Source organism: Amycolatopsis keratiniphila subsp. keratiniphila (assembly GCF_001620365.2).
Taxonomy (GTDB): Bacteria; Actinomycetota; Actinomycetes; order Mycobacteriales; family Pseudonocardiaceae; genus Amycolatopsis; species Amycolatopsis keratiniphila.
Window position 1 is genome coordinate 261,682 of sequence record NZ_LQMT02000019.1, and the last position, 13,866, is coordinate 275,547.

At 68.5% G+C, this 13,866-nt stretch carries 15 protein-coding genes; 8 read left to right on the forward strand and 7 right to left on the reverse strand.

Translation table 11 applies throughout. The features are described 5' to 3' along the window. Positions 1-3 precede the first annotated feature (3 nt). The gene (gene lnt, locus AVR91_RS19215; RefSeq protein WP_063275415.1) at positions 4-1,596 is read left to right on the forward strand and encodes an apolipoprotein N-acyltransferase; all 1,593 of its coding nucleotides are present in this window, start codon (positions 4-6) and stop codon (positions 1,594-1,596) included. Positions 1,597-1,622: 26 nt separating this feature from the next. After that, positions 1,623-2,390 carry a polyprenol monophosphomannose synthase gene (locus AVR91_RS19220; RefSeq protein WP_016334326.1) on the forward strand — a complete coding sequence of 256 codons (768 nt, stop codon included), beginning with the start codon at positions 1,623-1,625 and terminating at the stop codon, positions 2,388-2,390. Here the strand turns inward: AVR91_RS19220 and AVR91_RS19225 are convergent. Next, positions 2,344-3,141 carry a DeoR/GlpR family DNA-binding transcription regulator gene (locus AVR91_RS19225; protein WP_063275414.1) on the reverse strand — a complete coding sequence of 266 codons (798 nt, stop codon included), beginning with the start codon at positions 3,139-3,141 and terminating at the stop codon, positions 2,344-2,346. The genes AVR91_RS19220 and AVR91_RS19225 overlap by 47 nt on opposite strands. A gap of 51 nt (positions 3,142-3,192) precedes the next feature. Between AVR91_RS19225 and AVR91_RS19230 the strand changes: the two genes are divergently transcribed. The 3 genes from AVR91_RS19230 (at position 3,193) to AVR91_RS19240 (ending at position 5,730) form a co-directional block, all read left to right on the forward strand. Continuing rightward, positions 3,193-3,567, forward strand: a complete 375-nt coding sequence (locus AVR91_RS19230) for a DUF4406 domain-containing protein (RefSeq protein WP_228708280.1) — start codon at positions 3,193-3,195, stop codon at positions 3,565-3,567. 44 nt (positions 3,568-3,611) lie between these two features. Further along, the gene (locus AVR91_RS19235; protein ID WP_211282738.1) at positions 3,612-4,877 is read left to right on the forward strand and encodes a sigma-70 family RNA polymerase sigma factor; all 1,266 of its coding nucleotides are present in this window, start codon (positions 3,612-3,614) and stop codon (positions 4,875-4,877) included. Positions 4,878-4,944: 67 nt separating this feature from the next. Further along, positions 4,945-5,730: an SDR family NAD(P)-dependent oxidoreductase gene (locus tag AVR91_RS19240; RefSeq protein ID WP_063275412.1), complete on the forward strand. Its 786-nt coding sequence runs from the start codon at positions 4,945-4,947 to the stop codon at positions 5,728-5,730. Here AVR91_RS19240 and AVR91_RS19245 read toward each other — a convergent pair. Next, a complete protein-coding gene (locus tag AVR91_RS19245) occupies positions 5,623-6,624 on the reverse strand; it encodes a LysR family transcriptional regulator (RefSeq protein ID WP_063275411.1) in 1,002 nt (333 codons plus the stop codon). The two genes, AVR91_RS19240 and AVR91_RS19245, sit on opposite strands and share 108 nt — an antisense overlap. A gap of 73 nt (positions 6,625-6,697) precedes the next feature. Between AVR91_RS19245 and dapA the strand changes: the two genes are divergently transcribed. Next, positions 6,698-7,594, forward strand: a complete 897-nt coding sequence (gene dapA, locus AVR91_RS19250) for a 4-hydroxy-tetrahydrodipicolinate synthase (protein ID WP_063275410.1) — start codon at positions 6,698-6,700, stop codon at positions 7,592-7,594. A gap of 275 nt (positions 7,595-7,869) precedes the next feature. Here the strand turns inward: dapA and AVR91_RS19255 are convergent, their stop codons facing one another. The 3 genes from AVR91_RS19255 to AVR91_RS19265 form a co-directional block, all read right to left on the reverse strand. Continuing rightward, complete coding sequence (locus AVR91_RS19255) at positions 7,870-8,217, reverse strand: RNA polymerase-binding protein RbpA (protein WP_005151365.1); 348 nt, start codon at positions 8,215-8,217, stop codon at positions 7,870-7,872. Between the two features lie 226 nt (positions 8,218-8,443). Beyond that, a complete protein-coding gene (locus AVR91_RS19260; protein WP_043848119.1) occupies positions 8,444-9,202 on the reverse strand; it encodes a thymidine kinase in 759 nt (252 codons plus the stop codon). Positions 9,203-9,232: 30 nt separating this feature from the next. Beyond that, a complete protein-coding gene (locus AVR91_RS19265; protein WP_063275591.1) occupies positions 9,233-10,633 on the reverse strand; it encodes an MFS transporter in 1,401 nt (466 codons plus the stop codon). 270 nt (positions 10,634-10,903) lie between these two features. On the opposite strand from AVR91_RS19265, the gene AVR91_RS19270 reads away from it, so the two are divergent. Beyond that, the gene (locus AVR91_RS19270; RefSeq protein WP_063275592.1) at positions 10,904-11,578 is read left to right on the forward strand and encodes a transglycosylase family protein; all 675 of its coding nucleotides are present in this window, start codon (positions 10,904-10,906) and stop codon (positions 11,576-11,578) included. Between the two features lie 56 nt (positions 11,579-11,634). Here the strand turns inward: AVR91_RS19270 and AVR91_RS19275 are convergent, their stop codons facing one another. Continuing rightward, entirely contained in the window at positions 11,635-12,414 is a 780-nt protein-coding gene (locus AVR91_RS19275; protein WP_063275593.1) for a glycerophosphodiester phosphodiesterase, read from the reverse strand. A gap of 66 nt (positions 12,415-12,480) precedes the next feature. Here AVR91_RS19275 and AVR91_RS19280 point away from each other — a divergent pair, with 66 nt between their 5' ends. After that, on the forward strand, positions 12,481-12,864 hold the full coding sequence (locus AVR91_RS19280) for a hypothetical protein (protein ID WP_007034383.1): 384 nt from the start codon (positions 12,481-12,483) through the stop codon (positions 12,862-12,864). Position 12,865: 1 nt separating this feature from the next. Here AVR91_RS19280 and AVR91_RS19285 read toward each other — a convergent pair whose 3' ends face one another. After that, positions 12,866-13,846: a tyrosine-type recombinase/integrase gene (locus AVR91_RS19285; protein WP_016334315.1), complete on the reverse strand. Its 981-nt coding sequence runs from the start codon at positions 13,844-13,846 to the stop codon at positions 12,866-12,868. Positions 13,847-13,866 lie beyond the last annotated feature (20 nt).

Consider the following 13,866-nt stretch of genomic DNA (forward strand, 5'->3'; position numbering starts at 1 on the left):
GGAGTGCCCTCGACCGTGACCGATCCGGACCCCGAAGCGGTGCCCCGGAAGCGGTTCTCCCGCGCCTGGCTCCTGCGTTTCCTCGTCGCCGCGGCGTCGGGTTTCTCGCTGTACCTCAGTTTCGCGCCGCGTCCGCTGTGGTGGCTCGCGCCGCTGGCGTTCACCGGCTTCGCCCTCGTGGTGCACGGACGCAGGTTCCGGGGTGCGTTCGGTTACGCGTTCGTGTTCGGGATGGGGTTCTTCCTGCCGCTGCTGACGTGGCTGCTGGACTTCCTCGGCCCGGGCTTCGGGCCGTGGCCCTGGATCGCGTTGTCGATGGCGCTGTCGGTGTACCTCGGTTTCGGCGGCGCGTTCGCCACCGTGGTGTGGCGGCTGCCGCTCGGACCGCTGTGGGCCGCGCTGGTGATCATCGCGCTGGAGACACCGCGGGCCTGGTTCCCCTTCGGCGGTTTCCCGTGGGGCCGGGTGGCGTTCAGCCAGCCCGAGGGCGCCTTCGTCTCGCTGGCCTCGATCGGCGGCGCTCCGTTGGTCGGCCTCGCCGTCGTGGCGACCGGGTTCGGGCTCGCTGCGCTGTGCCTGCGGCTGAGGGGCGCCGATCCGCAACGTTCTTTGGTGGCCGCGGCGGCGGTGACGCTGGTGCCGGTGGTGGCGGGTCTCGCGGTGTGGCCGACGATCGGCACCGAAGCCCAGGACGGCGAACTCACCGTCGCCACGGTGCAGGGCAACGCCCCGGACATCGGCCTGGCGCTGGAAGGCCGCCGTGACGAACTGCGGAACAACCACCTCGCCGAGAGCGCACGCCTGCTGGAAAAGCTGAAGGCGAGCAACACCAAGGTCGACCTGCTGGTGTGGCCCGAGACCGCGATGGCGATGCGCACCGGAGACGCCGGCGTCGATCAGATGGTCCGCGACTACGGCACGCAGGCGATCATCGGCGCGCTGGTCCGGCTGCCCGACGGCACCGCCCAGAACTCCGCGCTGGTCTGGGATCCGGTGACCGGTCCCGGCCAGCGCTACGCCAAGCAGCAGCTGGTCCCGTTCGGCGAATACGTCCCGGCTCGCGAGATCGCGAAGCTGGTGACGCCGTTCGTCGACAGCGTGGCGAACATGACACCGGGTGACGGCGCCAACGCCGCGCTGTCGGTCGCGGGCACCAAGGTCGGCGTCTTCATCTGCTACGAGACCGCGTTCGACTACCCGGCCAGGGAATCGGTCGCCGACGACGCGGAACTGCTCGTCGTGCCGACCAACAACGCCTGGTACGGGCCGGGGGAAATGAGTTACCAGCAGCTGGCGATGTCGCGGCTGCGGGCGGTCGAGCATGGGCGCGCGGTGATCGTTTCGGCCACCAGCGGGGTCAGTGCGATCGTCGCGCCCGACGGTTCGATCAAGGCCTCCACCAGCCTGTTCACCGCAGACTCCCTGGTGGGGCGCGTACCGCTGAGGCAGCAGACTACGCTGTCGGATCTACTCGGTGTGACGACGGAGTACGGACTGCTGGCCCTGGCGATCGCCGGGGTTACCGGCGGGTACGTGCTCCGTTTCCGCACCCGGCGCGCGAGCGCCGCCAAGGCAACGAGGGAAGCGGCGGGCTGACCCGCCGGAACACGGAGGAAAAGCGGATGGCGCAGGCGCCGCGGGGGGCCCAGGGAATCGACCCGGTGCTGGTGGTGGTCCCGACGTACAACGAGCGGGACAACATCGGCCCGATCCTGGAACGTCTGCTCAAAGCACTCCCGGACGTGCACGCCCTCGTCGTCGACGACGGCAGCCCGGACGGCACCGGTGACGTCGCCGACGAACTCGCGAAGGCCGACGAGCGGATCCACGTCATGCACCGGACCGAGAAGGCCGGCCTCGGCGCCGCGTACGTCGCGGGATTCCGCTGGGGGCTCTCCCGCGACTACGCCACCATCGTCGAGATGGACGCCGACGGCTCGCACGCGCCGGAGGATCTGCCCCGGGTGCTGGCCGCGCTCGAAGACGCGGATCTGTCCATCGGCTCCCGCTACGTTCCCGGCGGCAGCACGGTGAACTGGCCGTTCCAGCGCAAGGCGCTGTCCTGGATGGCGAACTTCTACGCGAGGGTCGCGCTCGGCACGAAGATCAAGGACATCACCGCGGGCTTCCGCGCGTATCGCCGCACGGTGCTGGAGAAGCTCCCGCTCGACGAGATCGCCTCGCGCGGCTACTGCTTCCAGATCGACCTGGCGTTCCGCACGGCACTCGCCGGATTCGAGGTCGTCGAGGTGCCGATCACCTTCACCGAACGCGAGGTCGGCCAGTCGAAGATGAGCGGCTCGGTCGTGCGCGAAGCGATCGTCCTGGTCGGGCTGTGGGGCGTCAAGCGTCGCTGGCAGCAGCTTCGCGGGCTGGCCAAGAAGGGCTGACGCCCAGCACGCTCACCCCGAGTTTCCCCAGTTCCTTCACTGTCGGCTCGTCCGGCGCCGCGTCGGTGATCACGCCCGCGACGTCGGACAGGGGGAGCACGGTGAACGGCGAGGCCGCACCGATCTTCTCGGAACTGGCCAGCACGTAGGTGTCGGCGGCCCGTTTGGCGAGGGTGCGTTTCATCGCGGCCTCGTCGGAGTCCCCGGTGGTGAGCCCGGTTTCCGGGTGCACCCCGGTGACGCCGAGGAAGAACAGATCGGCGTTGATCCCCATCGCGGCCTCCGCCGCGGCCGCTCCACAGGTGACGGCGGAGTGTTTGAAGAGCCGGCCGCCGATCAGGAACACCTCGACCTTCGGATGCGTGACGAGCGCGGCCGCGACCGTGGGACTGTGCGTGACGATCTTCGCTTCGAGATCGACGGGGAGCGCCTTCGCCAGCGCGAGCGCGGTGGTCCCGCCGTCGAGGATGACCGTCGAGCCGAGCCGGATCAACGCTGCTGCACGTTTTGCGATCCTTTCCTTGCCCGCGACGCTGACCGCCATACGCGTCGCGTAGTCCGCAGTGGCTGGGGAGACCGGCAAGGCTCCGCCGTAGACGCGTTGACAGAGCCCGGCGTCGGCGAGTTCTCGCAGGTCACGGCGAATACTGTCCTCGGACACGCCGAGTTCGGCGGCGAGATCCTTGGCCACGATCCGGCCTTCGGTTTTGAGTCGTTCCATCAGCAGGTCTCGTCGCTGCGCAGCCAACATCTGCACGTTCCTCCTTGTTCCTGCCGATTGTTGCACATTATGCTCTGCCGCATGAGCAAACCTCTGATGATCCTCATCGCCGGGCCGTTCCGCTCCGGCACCGGCGACGACCCCGAACTTCTCGCCCGCAACCTCGCCCGGCTCGAAGAGGCCGCCTGGCCGATCTTCCGCAGCGGGCACGTGCCGATGATCGGCGAGTGGGTCGCGTTGCCGGTGCTGCGTGGCGCGGGCGGGAAGACCGTCGCCGATCCGGTCGCCAAGGAGGTCATGTACCCGACGGCCGACCGGCTGCTGCACCACTGCGACGCCGTCCTGCGGCTGCCGGGCGAATCCACCGGAGCCGACCAGGACGTCGCCATCGCCCTGTCCCGCGGGCTCGACGTCTATCACCGAGTCGAGGACATCCCGGGGTATCAAGCCGCATAATGCGTCACTCGATCGAATGTGACGTTTTCGGGGGAAGGTGAGCCGTGACCGGGAAGGTCTGCGGGATGTGCGGAGGCCCGCTGCCGTCGAAGGCGGATTCGCGCGGGCGTACGGCCCTCTACTGCTCGGCCGCGTGCCGCCAGCGGGCCTACCGGTCACGGCGCGACCCCGCGCCCGATGTGCAAACCCTCATCGCCGAGGTCGGCCGCCTCGCGAACCGGCTCGCACCCCAGCCGCCGGAGGAGTTCCTCACCGATCTCACCTCCCTCACCTCGGGCGTCGGGAGGCTGCGGCGGATCGCTCAACTGGCACTGCGGACGAAGGACGAAAACGTCACATCGGAACCCGTGACGGAAACCGTCGACGAGGTCGCCTTCGCCGGGAGGATCGAGGAGCACCAGCGAGAGCTGCGCGTGCACTGCTACCGCATGGTCGGGTCCTACGACGACGCCGAGGACCTGGTCCAGGAGACATTTCTGCGAGCGTGGCGCGGCCGCGAAGGGTTCGAAGGCAGGTCGAGTTTCCGCGCCTGGCTCTACCGCATCGCCACCAACACCTGCCTCGACTTCCTGCGCCGCAACAAACGGGTCCCCCGTCCCTACGACCCGTTGCCCGACGTCGAGCAGGGTGAACCTCCGCAGTTCCTGCCCTGGTTGCAGCCGTTCCCGGACGACTCCGCGGAGATCGCCGAGACAAGGGAAACGATGGAGCTCGTCTTCCTGGCCGCGATCCAGCACCTCCCACCGAAACAGCGCGCCGTGGTGATCCTCAACGACGTCCTCGGCTGGAAGGCCGCCGAAACCGCGGACCTGCTGGAAACCACCGTCGCTTCGGTCACCAGTGCCCTTCAGCGTGCACGCCCCACGCTGCGCGAACGCCTGCCGGAACGCCGCACCGAGTGGGCCAGGACCGTGCAGCCGACCGACGAGGAGCAGGCGATCCTTCGGCGCTACATGGCCGCTGCCACCGCCAACGGGGACAGCCGGGTCATGGCCGAGCTGCTCAGGGAGGACGTGCTGGTCACGATGCCGCCGAACCCGCTGTGGTTCTCCGGCCGCGACGTCTTCCTCGAGTTCGTCGCCCAATCCCTCGATCCCGCCTCGTCGACGTACTTCGGGGAGTGGAAACACCTTCCGACCGTGGCCAACGGGCTTCCCGCCGCAGCGGGCTACGTCCGGCGGCCGGGCACCCGCATCTACCGGGCACAGGTGCTCGACGTGCTGCGCATCGAAGACGGGAAGGTCGCCGAGATCACCGCGTTCGAGCCGCATCTGTTCCCCGCGTTCGGGCTGCCGCTGACGCTGACCTGAGGACCGATGAGATCTCCGGGCCTTCCGCGTCTCAACCGTCGTAACCGACAACGCGGAAGGAAAACCCATGAGCCTCCAGAACAAGAACGCGATCATCTACGGCGCCGGCGGGGCGATCGGCAACGGCGTCGCCAAGGAGTTCGCCGCGCGCGGAGCCCGCGTCTTCCTCACCGGCCGCCACGAACCGGCACTGACGAAGCTCGCCGGCGAGATCAAGGAGGCCGGGGGACGGGCCGAAGTCGCCGTCGTCGACGGCCTCGACGAAACCGCGGTCGACGCGCACGCGGCCTCCGTCGTGGCCGAGGCGGGCAGCATCGACGTCTCGCTCAACCTCGTCCCGCGTGGCGACATCCAGGGCATCCCGCTCGTGGAGATGTCGGTCGAGGACTACGTCCGCCCGATCACCGACGGCATCACGACGAACTTCATCACCGCGCGGGCCGCCGCCCGGCACATGGTCGCCCAGGGCTCCGGCGCCATCCTCGCCCTCGACAGCGGATCCGCCCACGGCAGCCCGATGATGGGCGCCACGGGCTCGATCGACGCCGCGCTGGACACCTTCATCCGCAACCTCGCCGTCGAGATCGGACCGCACGGCGTCCGCGCGCTCGGCATCTGGGTCGCGGGTATCCCGGAGACCTTCACGCCCGAGAAGCTCTCCGCGGTGAACAACCAGCTGCCGGCGACCCCCGAAATGGTGCAGAACGTCCTCGACGGCCTCACCGAGGCCCGCATGACCAAACGCTCACCGCGCCTGGCCGAGGTCGCCGCCACGCTGGCGTTCCTCGCCTCCGACGACGCCATGGGGATCACCGGCACGTTCATCAACGTGACCAGCATGTACCCCAGCTGACCGAGCCGCCCCCAGCTCCGCCAGCACCGCCCGGATCGCGGGACTCGACTCGGCACTGCGGCGCCACGCGGCGTGCACCTCGCGCGTCGGCGGGCGCCGCAGCGGCCGGGCGACCAGCCCTTCGGCCAACGGCGGACGAGCCAGCCGCGGGATCAACGCGACGACCTCGCCCGAGGCCACCAGCGACAGCTGCGTGGAGAAGTCGTCGACCAGATGCCGCACGTCGGGTTCTTCGGGAAGGCCGGCGAACACGCGCCGGAACCACTGGTGGCAGACCGTGCCGGGCGGACTGGTCACCCACGCGTGCCCGGCCAGGTCCGCGCCGTCCAGCAGCGGCTCGGACCGCGCCAGGGGATGGGTCTCGGACATGACGACGTCACCGAGGTCGGTGTGCACCAGGCGCCGCGACAACGCGGGGGACAGCGGGACCGGCAGGCCGTCGGCGTCATGCAGGAGCGCGAGGTCGGCGGTCCCGGCCTCGACCGAATGCAGAGCCTGGTCGGGGTCCTGCTCGGTGATGTGCAGCCGGAGGTCGGGGTAGCGGGTCAGGAGCCGCGGATGGACAGGGGCGAGCAGGCCGCGGATACCGGTCGAGAACGCGGCAACCCGCAGGACCCCGCGCGGCGCGCCCTCCGCGACCGACTGAGCGGCCTCGGCGCACCGTTCGAGCGCCTGGAACACCTCCAGCGAGGAGTCGACGACGGCCTGGCCCGCCGGAGTCAGCACGACGCCACGACCGGCCGGAGCGAGCACCGGCATCCCGATCTGCCGTTCCAGCCGCTTGATCTGCTGCGACACCGCCGACGCCGTGAAACCGAGCTCGTCGGCCGCCCGCGCCAACGTCCCCAACACGGCCACCGACCGCAGGGCCCGCAGTGCCCCGACCTCAATCATGAAGCCAGGCTACGCAATACCGTCCAAAAACCATCGCTGGACCACAGGTATCAGCGCCGACAGGATCGACCGCATGACACCCTTCGGCTCCAACCTCGTCGCCATGGTCACCCCGATGGAACCCGGCGGCGCGCTCAGCGAACCCGGCCTCACCGGCCTGGTCGACCACCTGCTGAACACCGGCTGCGACGGCATCGTCGTCGGCGGAACCACCGGGGAGTCACCCACCCTGACCGACACCGAAGCCGCATGGCTCGTCCACACCGTGGCGAACCGCGCCGGTAACCGGGCGCGCGTGATCGCCGGAGTCGGCACGTACGACACCACCGCCTGCATCCGACGCGCGAAGGAAGCCGAGGCCGCAGGCGCCGACGCACTCCTGCTCGTCTGCCCCTACTACTCCAAGCCGACACAGGCCGGGATCGTGGCGCACTGCCAGGCGGTCGCCGACGCCACCGACCTGCCCGTAATGCTCTACGACGTCCCAGCCCGCACCGGGACGGCCATGGAAGCGGCCACCCTGATCGAACTCGCCCGTCACCCCAGGATCCGGGCCGTGAAGGACGCCAAGGGCGACCTGTTCGAAGCGATGACCGTCATGGCGCACACACCGCTGGCCTATTACTGCGGCATCGACGAGCTCAACCTGCCCTACCTCGCCGCCGGCGCCACCGGGCTGGTCAGCGTCGTGGGCAACGCCGTCGCCGACCGCAACGCCGCACTGATCGCCTCCGTACGCGGGGGAGACCTCGACACCGCGCGATCGCTCAACGCCAGGCTGCTTCCGCTGGCGGAGGCCGTCATGCGTACCTCGCAGGGGGCGATCATGGCCAAGGCCGCGCTGGCCGAACTCGGCGTCATCCCGCACGCGACGGTGCGGCTTCCGCTGCTCGAATCGCCGCCGGAGCACCTACGGCGCCTTCGCGACGCCTTGACGCCCCTCAGCGTCGGGGCTCTCGCGGTGTCTTAGCCACCTAGGCAATCCCGGCTGCGGCTGATCCCAGACCGGGGTCCGTTTCGCGATGGGCCCGGTGCCACCAATGTGGCATTGGGGACACCGAGCGTCTCCAATGCCACATTGGTGGCACTGGGTGCTGCGATGAGGAGCGTCTCGGATCCCTCAAAGGATGGTCGTCGGTAGGTAATGAAGGAGGCCTTCACGGAACTTGGCAGGGCCCACGAACCGGCGAAGCCCCCNNGGGGGCTTCGCCGGTTCGTGGTGGGGCTAGCTACTTGTGCCGTGCGTCAGGCGGACCGGGTGGTCCTGCGTCCCTTCAGCTCGGCGAGACGTTCGTTGAGCAGATCTTCGAGCTCCGGGATCGAACGGCGCTCCAGGAGCATGTCCCAGTGCGTCCTCGGGGGCTTGACCTTCTTCTGCTCCGGCTGCCCGCCGTCCACGATCTCGGACTCGCTGCCGTGCAGCCTGCACTCCCACACCGAGGGGATCTCGGCGTCGTCGGAGAAGGGCACCTCGAACTCGTGGTTCTTGGGGCAGGCGTAGCGCACGGTGCGCCGAGGCGCGAGGTCGTGGTTGCGGTCGGTCTCGTAGCTGACCGCTCCCAGCCGGCTTCCACGGAGAACACGGTCGGCCATGATGGGGGTCCTTTCAGTCAGCTCCGGGTGGAGCCAGGGTGATGCTCACCCTATGCAACGACGATGACGCCCAAGAGATTCCCTGGACAGCATGTCCTTGCTCACGATGAGCTGTGTCACCCGGTGGCAACAGCTTCTCCTAGTAGGAGTGGTTTCGCGCTCTGGCGTGACGTCAATACGGCCATCTTGGTGCGGATATCCCCCAGATGGGCTAGTAGTACGCCTGTCACGTCAACCGTAACTGACCGTGTTGGGCTGAGGTGGGCCCCAGGTCGCCCAGTCGAAAGTGCCGACGGCACAATACCTGATAACGGACCGTGTTCGACTCACCCTCGGAACGTGATGCCGGTGAACTTTCAACTAGCGACTGCTCGGTATCCGCGACCACCACGGTGTCCCCGGCCCGCAGCACCTCACCGTCGGAAACCCGCGCGTTGAACCGTCCCGTCTGCCCGCACCAGCACAACACCTCGACCTGCACCGGCTGCAACTCGTCCGCCAGCTCGAACAACCGCGCGGCCCCCGGGAACAACATGCTCCGGAAATCCGTCGCGATCCCGAAGCAGTACACGTCGATCTGGACGTCATCGGCCAGTTCGGCCAGCTGATCCACCTGATCGGGCGACAAGAACTGCGCCTCGTCGACGATCAAGTAGTCCACATGCCGCCCGGCCGCCCACTGCTCACGCACCAGCAACCGCAGATCGGTCTCGTTCCCCACCTCGATCGCCTTGCGCGTCAACCCGATCCGGCTGGTGATCTGCGGCTCCCCGGACCGGTCATGCCGCACCAGCACCATCCCGCGGCGACCCTGCCGCGCGTGGTTGTGGTCGATCTGCAACGCCAGCGTCGACTTCCCGCAGTCCATCGGCCCGTAACAGAACTTCAACTTCCCGACGACCGGCACACCCCGCCGTGAACCCGCCACCGGCACCGACGACAACGCGTCCGTGGGATCGGGGCCACTCTCCTTCAGTACGGTCACGACGCCCGACCCTATCGGCACGCTCCACCCTCACAGCACCGCCGGTGGTCGGTTACCCGCCGCCTCGATCGCCCGGCGCACCGGCACCAGCCACACGAACACGAAACCGAGCACGAAGAAGATCACCAGCGCGATGATCGCGTACCGGAACGAGCCGGTGATCTGCCCGACCGCGGCGAACAGCAGGGGACCGAGCCACGACGTCCCCCGCTCACCGACCACGTACAGCGAGAAGTACTGCGCGTCCTTGCCCTCCGGGATCATCTGCCCGAACAACGACCGCGACAACGCGTTCGTCCCACCCAGCACCAGTCCGATCCCGACCGCCACCGCGTAGAACTGCAGCGGCTGACCGGCCTCGATGAAGTACGCGAAGCACAGCACCGCCACCCACGCCACCAGGCTGCCCAAGATCGTCTTCTTCGCCCCGACCCGGGCCGCGATCGCACCATGGATCATCGCCCCGGCGTACGCCAGGAACTGGATCACCAGGATCGTGACGATCAGCACCTGGGTGCTGTACTTCAGCTCGTCCTTGCCGTACTGCGCCGACACCGCCACCACCGTCGTGATCCCGTCGGTGAAGACCAGATAGCTCCCGAGGAACGCCAGCGTCAGGGGATAGGCCCGCGCGTCCTTGATCGTCTGCTTCAGCTCCTTGAACCCGGCCGTCAACACCGACAGGCCCCGCTCGCTCGACTTCGGCACGTGAGTCTGGGGGAGTGCCCGCACCGCAGGGAACGTGAACACCGCCCACCAGATCCCCGACGTCAGGAAGCAGATCCGGACGGCGAGCGACTCGCTCACCCCGAAAGCCTCGTGTCCGAGGAAGAACCCGAGCTGCAGCGCCAGCGCCAGACCACCGCCGAGATACCCGAACGCCCACCCCTTCGACGACACCGCGTCCCGCTCGTCCGGCTCCGCGATGTCCACCAGGAACGAGTAGTAGACGACCAGCGCACCGCCGTAACCGATGTTGGCCAGGATGAACGTCCAGACGCCGACCTCCCAGTTCGTTCCCGCGATGAAGAACATCAAGGCCGACGCCGCCGCACCCAGGAACGCGAACCCGCCGAGGATCCGTCGCTTGTGCCTGCTGCGGTCCGCGATTGCGCCGGCGATGGGCAGTACCAGCACCTGGGTCACCGTCGCGACCGACAGCAGATAGCCCCACAGCGACCCCGCCGGGAACTGCAACCCGAACAACGAGACGTCGCAGCTCTGCAGGGTGCTCGAAGCTCCACTCGAATCGGTGCACGCCCTGTCCCCGTTAAGGGTGAAATTCGCCTTCGCGTCCGCGGACGCGATCTCACTCAAATAGAGCGCTCCGAAGACGGTGATCACCGACGAATAGAACGGCGAATTGGCCCAGTCGTAGAGGTACCAAGCCCGCCACACCCGCTTGCGTTCACGGGTCACGGCCACCGTCATGCACAGCTCCTGAAGTCGAGAACGTCGAGGTCAGCGGGAGACTACTGGCGATCACACCCACGTGTCCGGCACGAGTCCGGACCGTGTTCGTTTCGACGCGGGACGAACCCTTCCCGGACACCTCCACGACCATCGTCGGCGTGTCGCTGCCACGATCGCCGTGTGTTTCGTGTGAGGCTGGTGAGCGAGCTGTGACTCTTGTGAAGCAAGTGTCCGGTATTTACTGTTCCGCTCATGAGGACCCATCGCCTTCGCACAGCACACCGCGTAGTGGCGAGAACGCTCCTGCTCGCCCTCGCCGTGACGGGCCTGCAGATCGCCACCACCGGATCCGCCGCCGCGGATCCCCACGGCTCCCACTGGGCCAAGCTCCGCATGTGTGAATCGAGCGGGCGCTACAACATCAACACCGGCAACGGCTACTACGGCGCCTACCAGTTCGACCTGCCCACCTGGCGCAGCGTCGGCGGCCAAGGACGACCCGACCAGGCCGCCCCCCGCGAACAGGACTACCGGGCCCTCTACCTGTACCGCATGCGCGGCTGGCAACCCTGGGAATGCGCCGGCAAACTCGGCTTCCGCAACGACAGCGACGGCCGCAGCAAACGCGTCCCGTCCTACGCCGAATCGGCCTACATCGGCGGGGGAGGACAGCCCGCCCCGCCGCCCGCACCCAAACCGAAGCCCACCCCGCCCGCACCGCCCGGCGGCCCCAAACCCGCCTGGCCCGGCGTCGTCTACGCCTACGGCGACTGCGCCGTCCCGCTCAAGCAGTTCCAGCTGCGGATGAACGCCTTCGGCTACGGCTTCACCGGAACAGGCTGCTACTACGACAAGACCCGCGAAGCCGTCCTCGCCCTTCAGCGCGCCAACGGCATCAACGACTCCGGACGGCTCGGCCCCAAAACCTGGGACGCCGCCTGGAACGGCAAACCACCCCGCTGACCCCCGCGTTTAGTCCTCTAAATGCACTCACACGCATTTAGAGGACTAAACGCGGATCAGGACGGCCAAGCGCCCCGCTCCCGAAGCACCTCACGCAGCAGATCCGGCCGATCCGTCACGATCCCGTGCACCCCCAGATCCAGCAGCAACCGCATCTCCGCCGGATCGTCCACCGTCCACGTGTGCACCTCGAAACCCCCACGCGTCGCCTGCCGCAGGAACGCCCGGTCCACCACCTTCAACCGACCCTGCCGCACCGGTACCTGCGCCATCGCCCCCCGCGACAACGCCCGCAGCGAGAACAGCGGCAAGAACCCGTTCGCCCACATCACCGCCACCGAACGCGGCCCCATCGCCGTCACCAGCTTCGGCCCCGCCAGCTTCCGGATCCGCGCCAACCGCGCGTCGGAGAACGACGCCGCCGCCACCCGGTCATGCGCACCCGACCGCTCGATCGCCCGGACGAAGGGCTCCACCGCCTCGTTCGACTTCACGTCGATGTTGAACCGCGCCTCCGGCAGCTCCTCGAGCACGTCCTCCAGCCGCGACAACGGCACACGCCCGCCGATCTTGACCGTCCGCAGCTGGGCCCACGTCTGCTGCGAGATCAACCCGGTGCCATCGGTCGTCCGGTCCAACGACGCGTCGTGATGCACGACCACCACGCCATCCGACGTCGCGTGCACATCCGTCTCCAGGTAGCGGTAGCCCTCCGTCACCGCCTGCTGGAAGGCAGGCAACGAGTTCTCCAGTCCTTCCAGGTCACCGAGGTGCCAGCCCCGATGGGCGAAGGCGCGCGGAAGCGGATCGGCGAGGTACGGAAACAGTGTCGGCACCCCACTAGTGTGCACTTCGGTCGTGGCCCCGGCATGATCGTCGGGTGGCCAGCTAGGGTCTGAACCGTGAGGGAAGTGGCCGAACACCCGAAGACGTCCGCCGAAGAGGTGTCCGAGCTACGCCGCGCGGGGGCACCCAAACACTGCGGATGGTGCGGCCGGCGCCTGGAACAAGGCGGCAACGTCGGCAGGCGCCGCCGTTACTGCGGGCAATCATGCCGCCAGCGAGCTTACGAACGGCGAACCGCCCTGCAGCGCAGCGGCCTCCCCGAAGACGCCGTCGTCCTCTCCGACACCGAGATCGCCACCCTCCAGGACCGGCTCTTCCAGCTCCGCTGCGCCGCGGAAGACGTCGTCACCGCGGCCGACGACGGCGCCTCCGTCGCCGAACTCCGCAGCCTGGCGGGCGAGATCGCCCAGGCCGCCAAGGACCTCGAACAACTCCGCTGACCTACACGATCCCGTCCAGCGCCCGGTACGTCCGGTTGCTCGCGGCCGCCGCCCGCTGCTCACGACCGGTCGCCTCGATGTAGTTCTGACTGGTCGCCAGGCTCGCGTGCCCCAGCAGCGCCATGATCTCCGACGCCGTCGCGCCGTCCTCCGCCAGCCGGGTCGCGAACGTGTGCCGCAACGCGTGGAGGTTCGCCCCGACCGGCACCCGGTCGTGCAGGCCTGCCCATCGGTAGCAGGATTTGACCAGGTACTCCAGGGCCCCGCGGCCGATCGGCTCGCCGGCACGATCCCGAAGGAGGGGAGTGGAGGGCCCGAACCGCTGCTGCGGGAACCGGCGGCGACAGGAGGCGAGGTACTCCTCGATGATCTTCTCCATGATCGGCTGCACCGGGATCGACCGGTCCCGGCTTCCCTTGCCATGGACGTGCAAGCGCATCTCGCCCTGACGGCCGACCAGCGACCGCGCCGTCAGCGCCCGCATCTCTGCGGCACGCAGCCCGGCGACCAGCCCGAGCGCGATCACCAGGACGTCCCGCTCCGGCCACGGATCCCGCGTCCGGCGCGCACCGTCGGCCGCGGCTGCAAGCAACTGCTCCGGGGTTTCCTCGCCCCGCAAGGGTTTCGGCGTCAACGGAGGTGCCTTCGGCCGGGCGACGGCGCCCATCGGATTGCCCGCGAGCAGCCCGTCGGACACACAGAACGTGAGGAACTGATTCCAGGTCGACCACGCACGCAGCACCGAACTCTTCGCGTGGGTGTCGGCGAAGGCACCGAAGGCGTTGCGAAGTGCCTGGGCGGTGAGCATCTCGACCATGAGGTCGTCAGGGGAGCGGTCCAGCTCGCGCAGCAGAAGAGCGGTGATGCCGGCGAGGTCGCGGCGGTAGGCGTCGGTGGTGTGAGGAGAATCCTTGCGGGGACGACGTGCGGCGAAAAAGGCTTGCTGTGCCTCGGAAACCCTCATGAACATCTTGTACCGCATGGCACCGACAGTCTTACACT

Excerpts from the sequence above, each read along its gene's own strand:
- AVR91_RS19220 (WP_016334326.1), top strand. The coding sequence starts at position 1,623 with ATGGCGCAGGCGCCGCGGGGGGCCCAGGGAATCGACCCGGTGCTGGTG.
- AVR91_RS19225 (WP_063275414.1), bottom strand. The coding sequence starts at position 3,141 with ATGTTGGCTGCGCAGCGACGAGACCTGCTGATGGAACGACTCAAAACC.
- AVR91_RS19230 (WP_228708280.1), top strand. The coding sequence starts at position 3,193 with ATGAGCAAACCTCTGATGATCCTCATCGCCGGGCCGTTCCGCTCCGGC.
- AVR91_RS19240 (WP_063275412.1), top strand. The coding sequence starts at position 4,945 with ATGAGCCTCCAGAACAAGAACGCGATCATCTACGGCGCCGGCGGGGCG.
- AVR91_RS19245 (WP_063275411.1), bottom strand. The coding sequence starts at position 6,624 with ATGATTGAGGTCGGGGCACTGCGGGCCCTGCGGTCGGTGGCCGTGTTG.
- dapA (WP_063275410.1), top strand. The coding sequence starts at position 6,698 with ATGACACCCTTCGGCTCCAACCTCGTCGCCATGGTCACCCCGATGGAA.
- AVR91_RS19255 (WP_005151365.1), bottom strand. The coding sequence starts at position 8,217 with ATGGCCGACCGTGTTCTCCGTGGAAGCCGGCTGGGAGCGGTCAGCTAC.
- AVR91_RS19265 (WP_063275591.1), bottom strand. The coding sequence starts at position 10,633 with ATGACGGTGGCCGTGACCCGTGAACGCAAGCGGGTGTGGCGGGCTTGG.
- AVR91_RS19285 (WP_016334315.1), bottom strand. The coding sequence starts at position 13,846 with ATGCGGTACAAGATGTTCATGAGGGTTTCCGAGGCACAGCAAGCCTTT.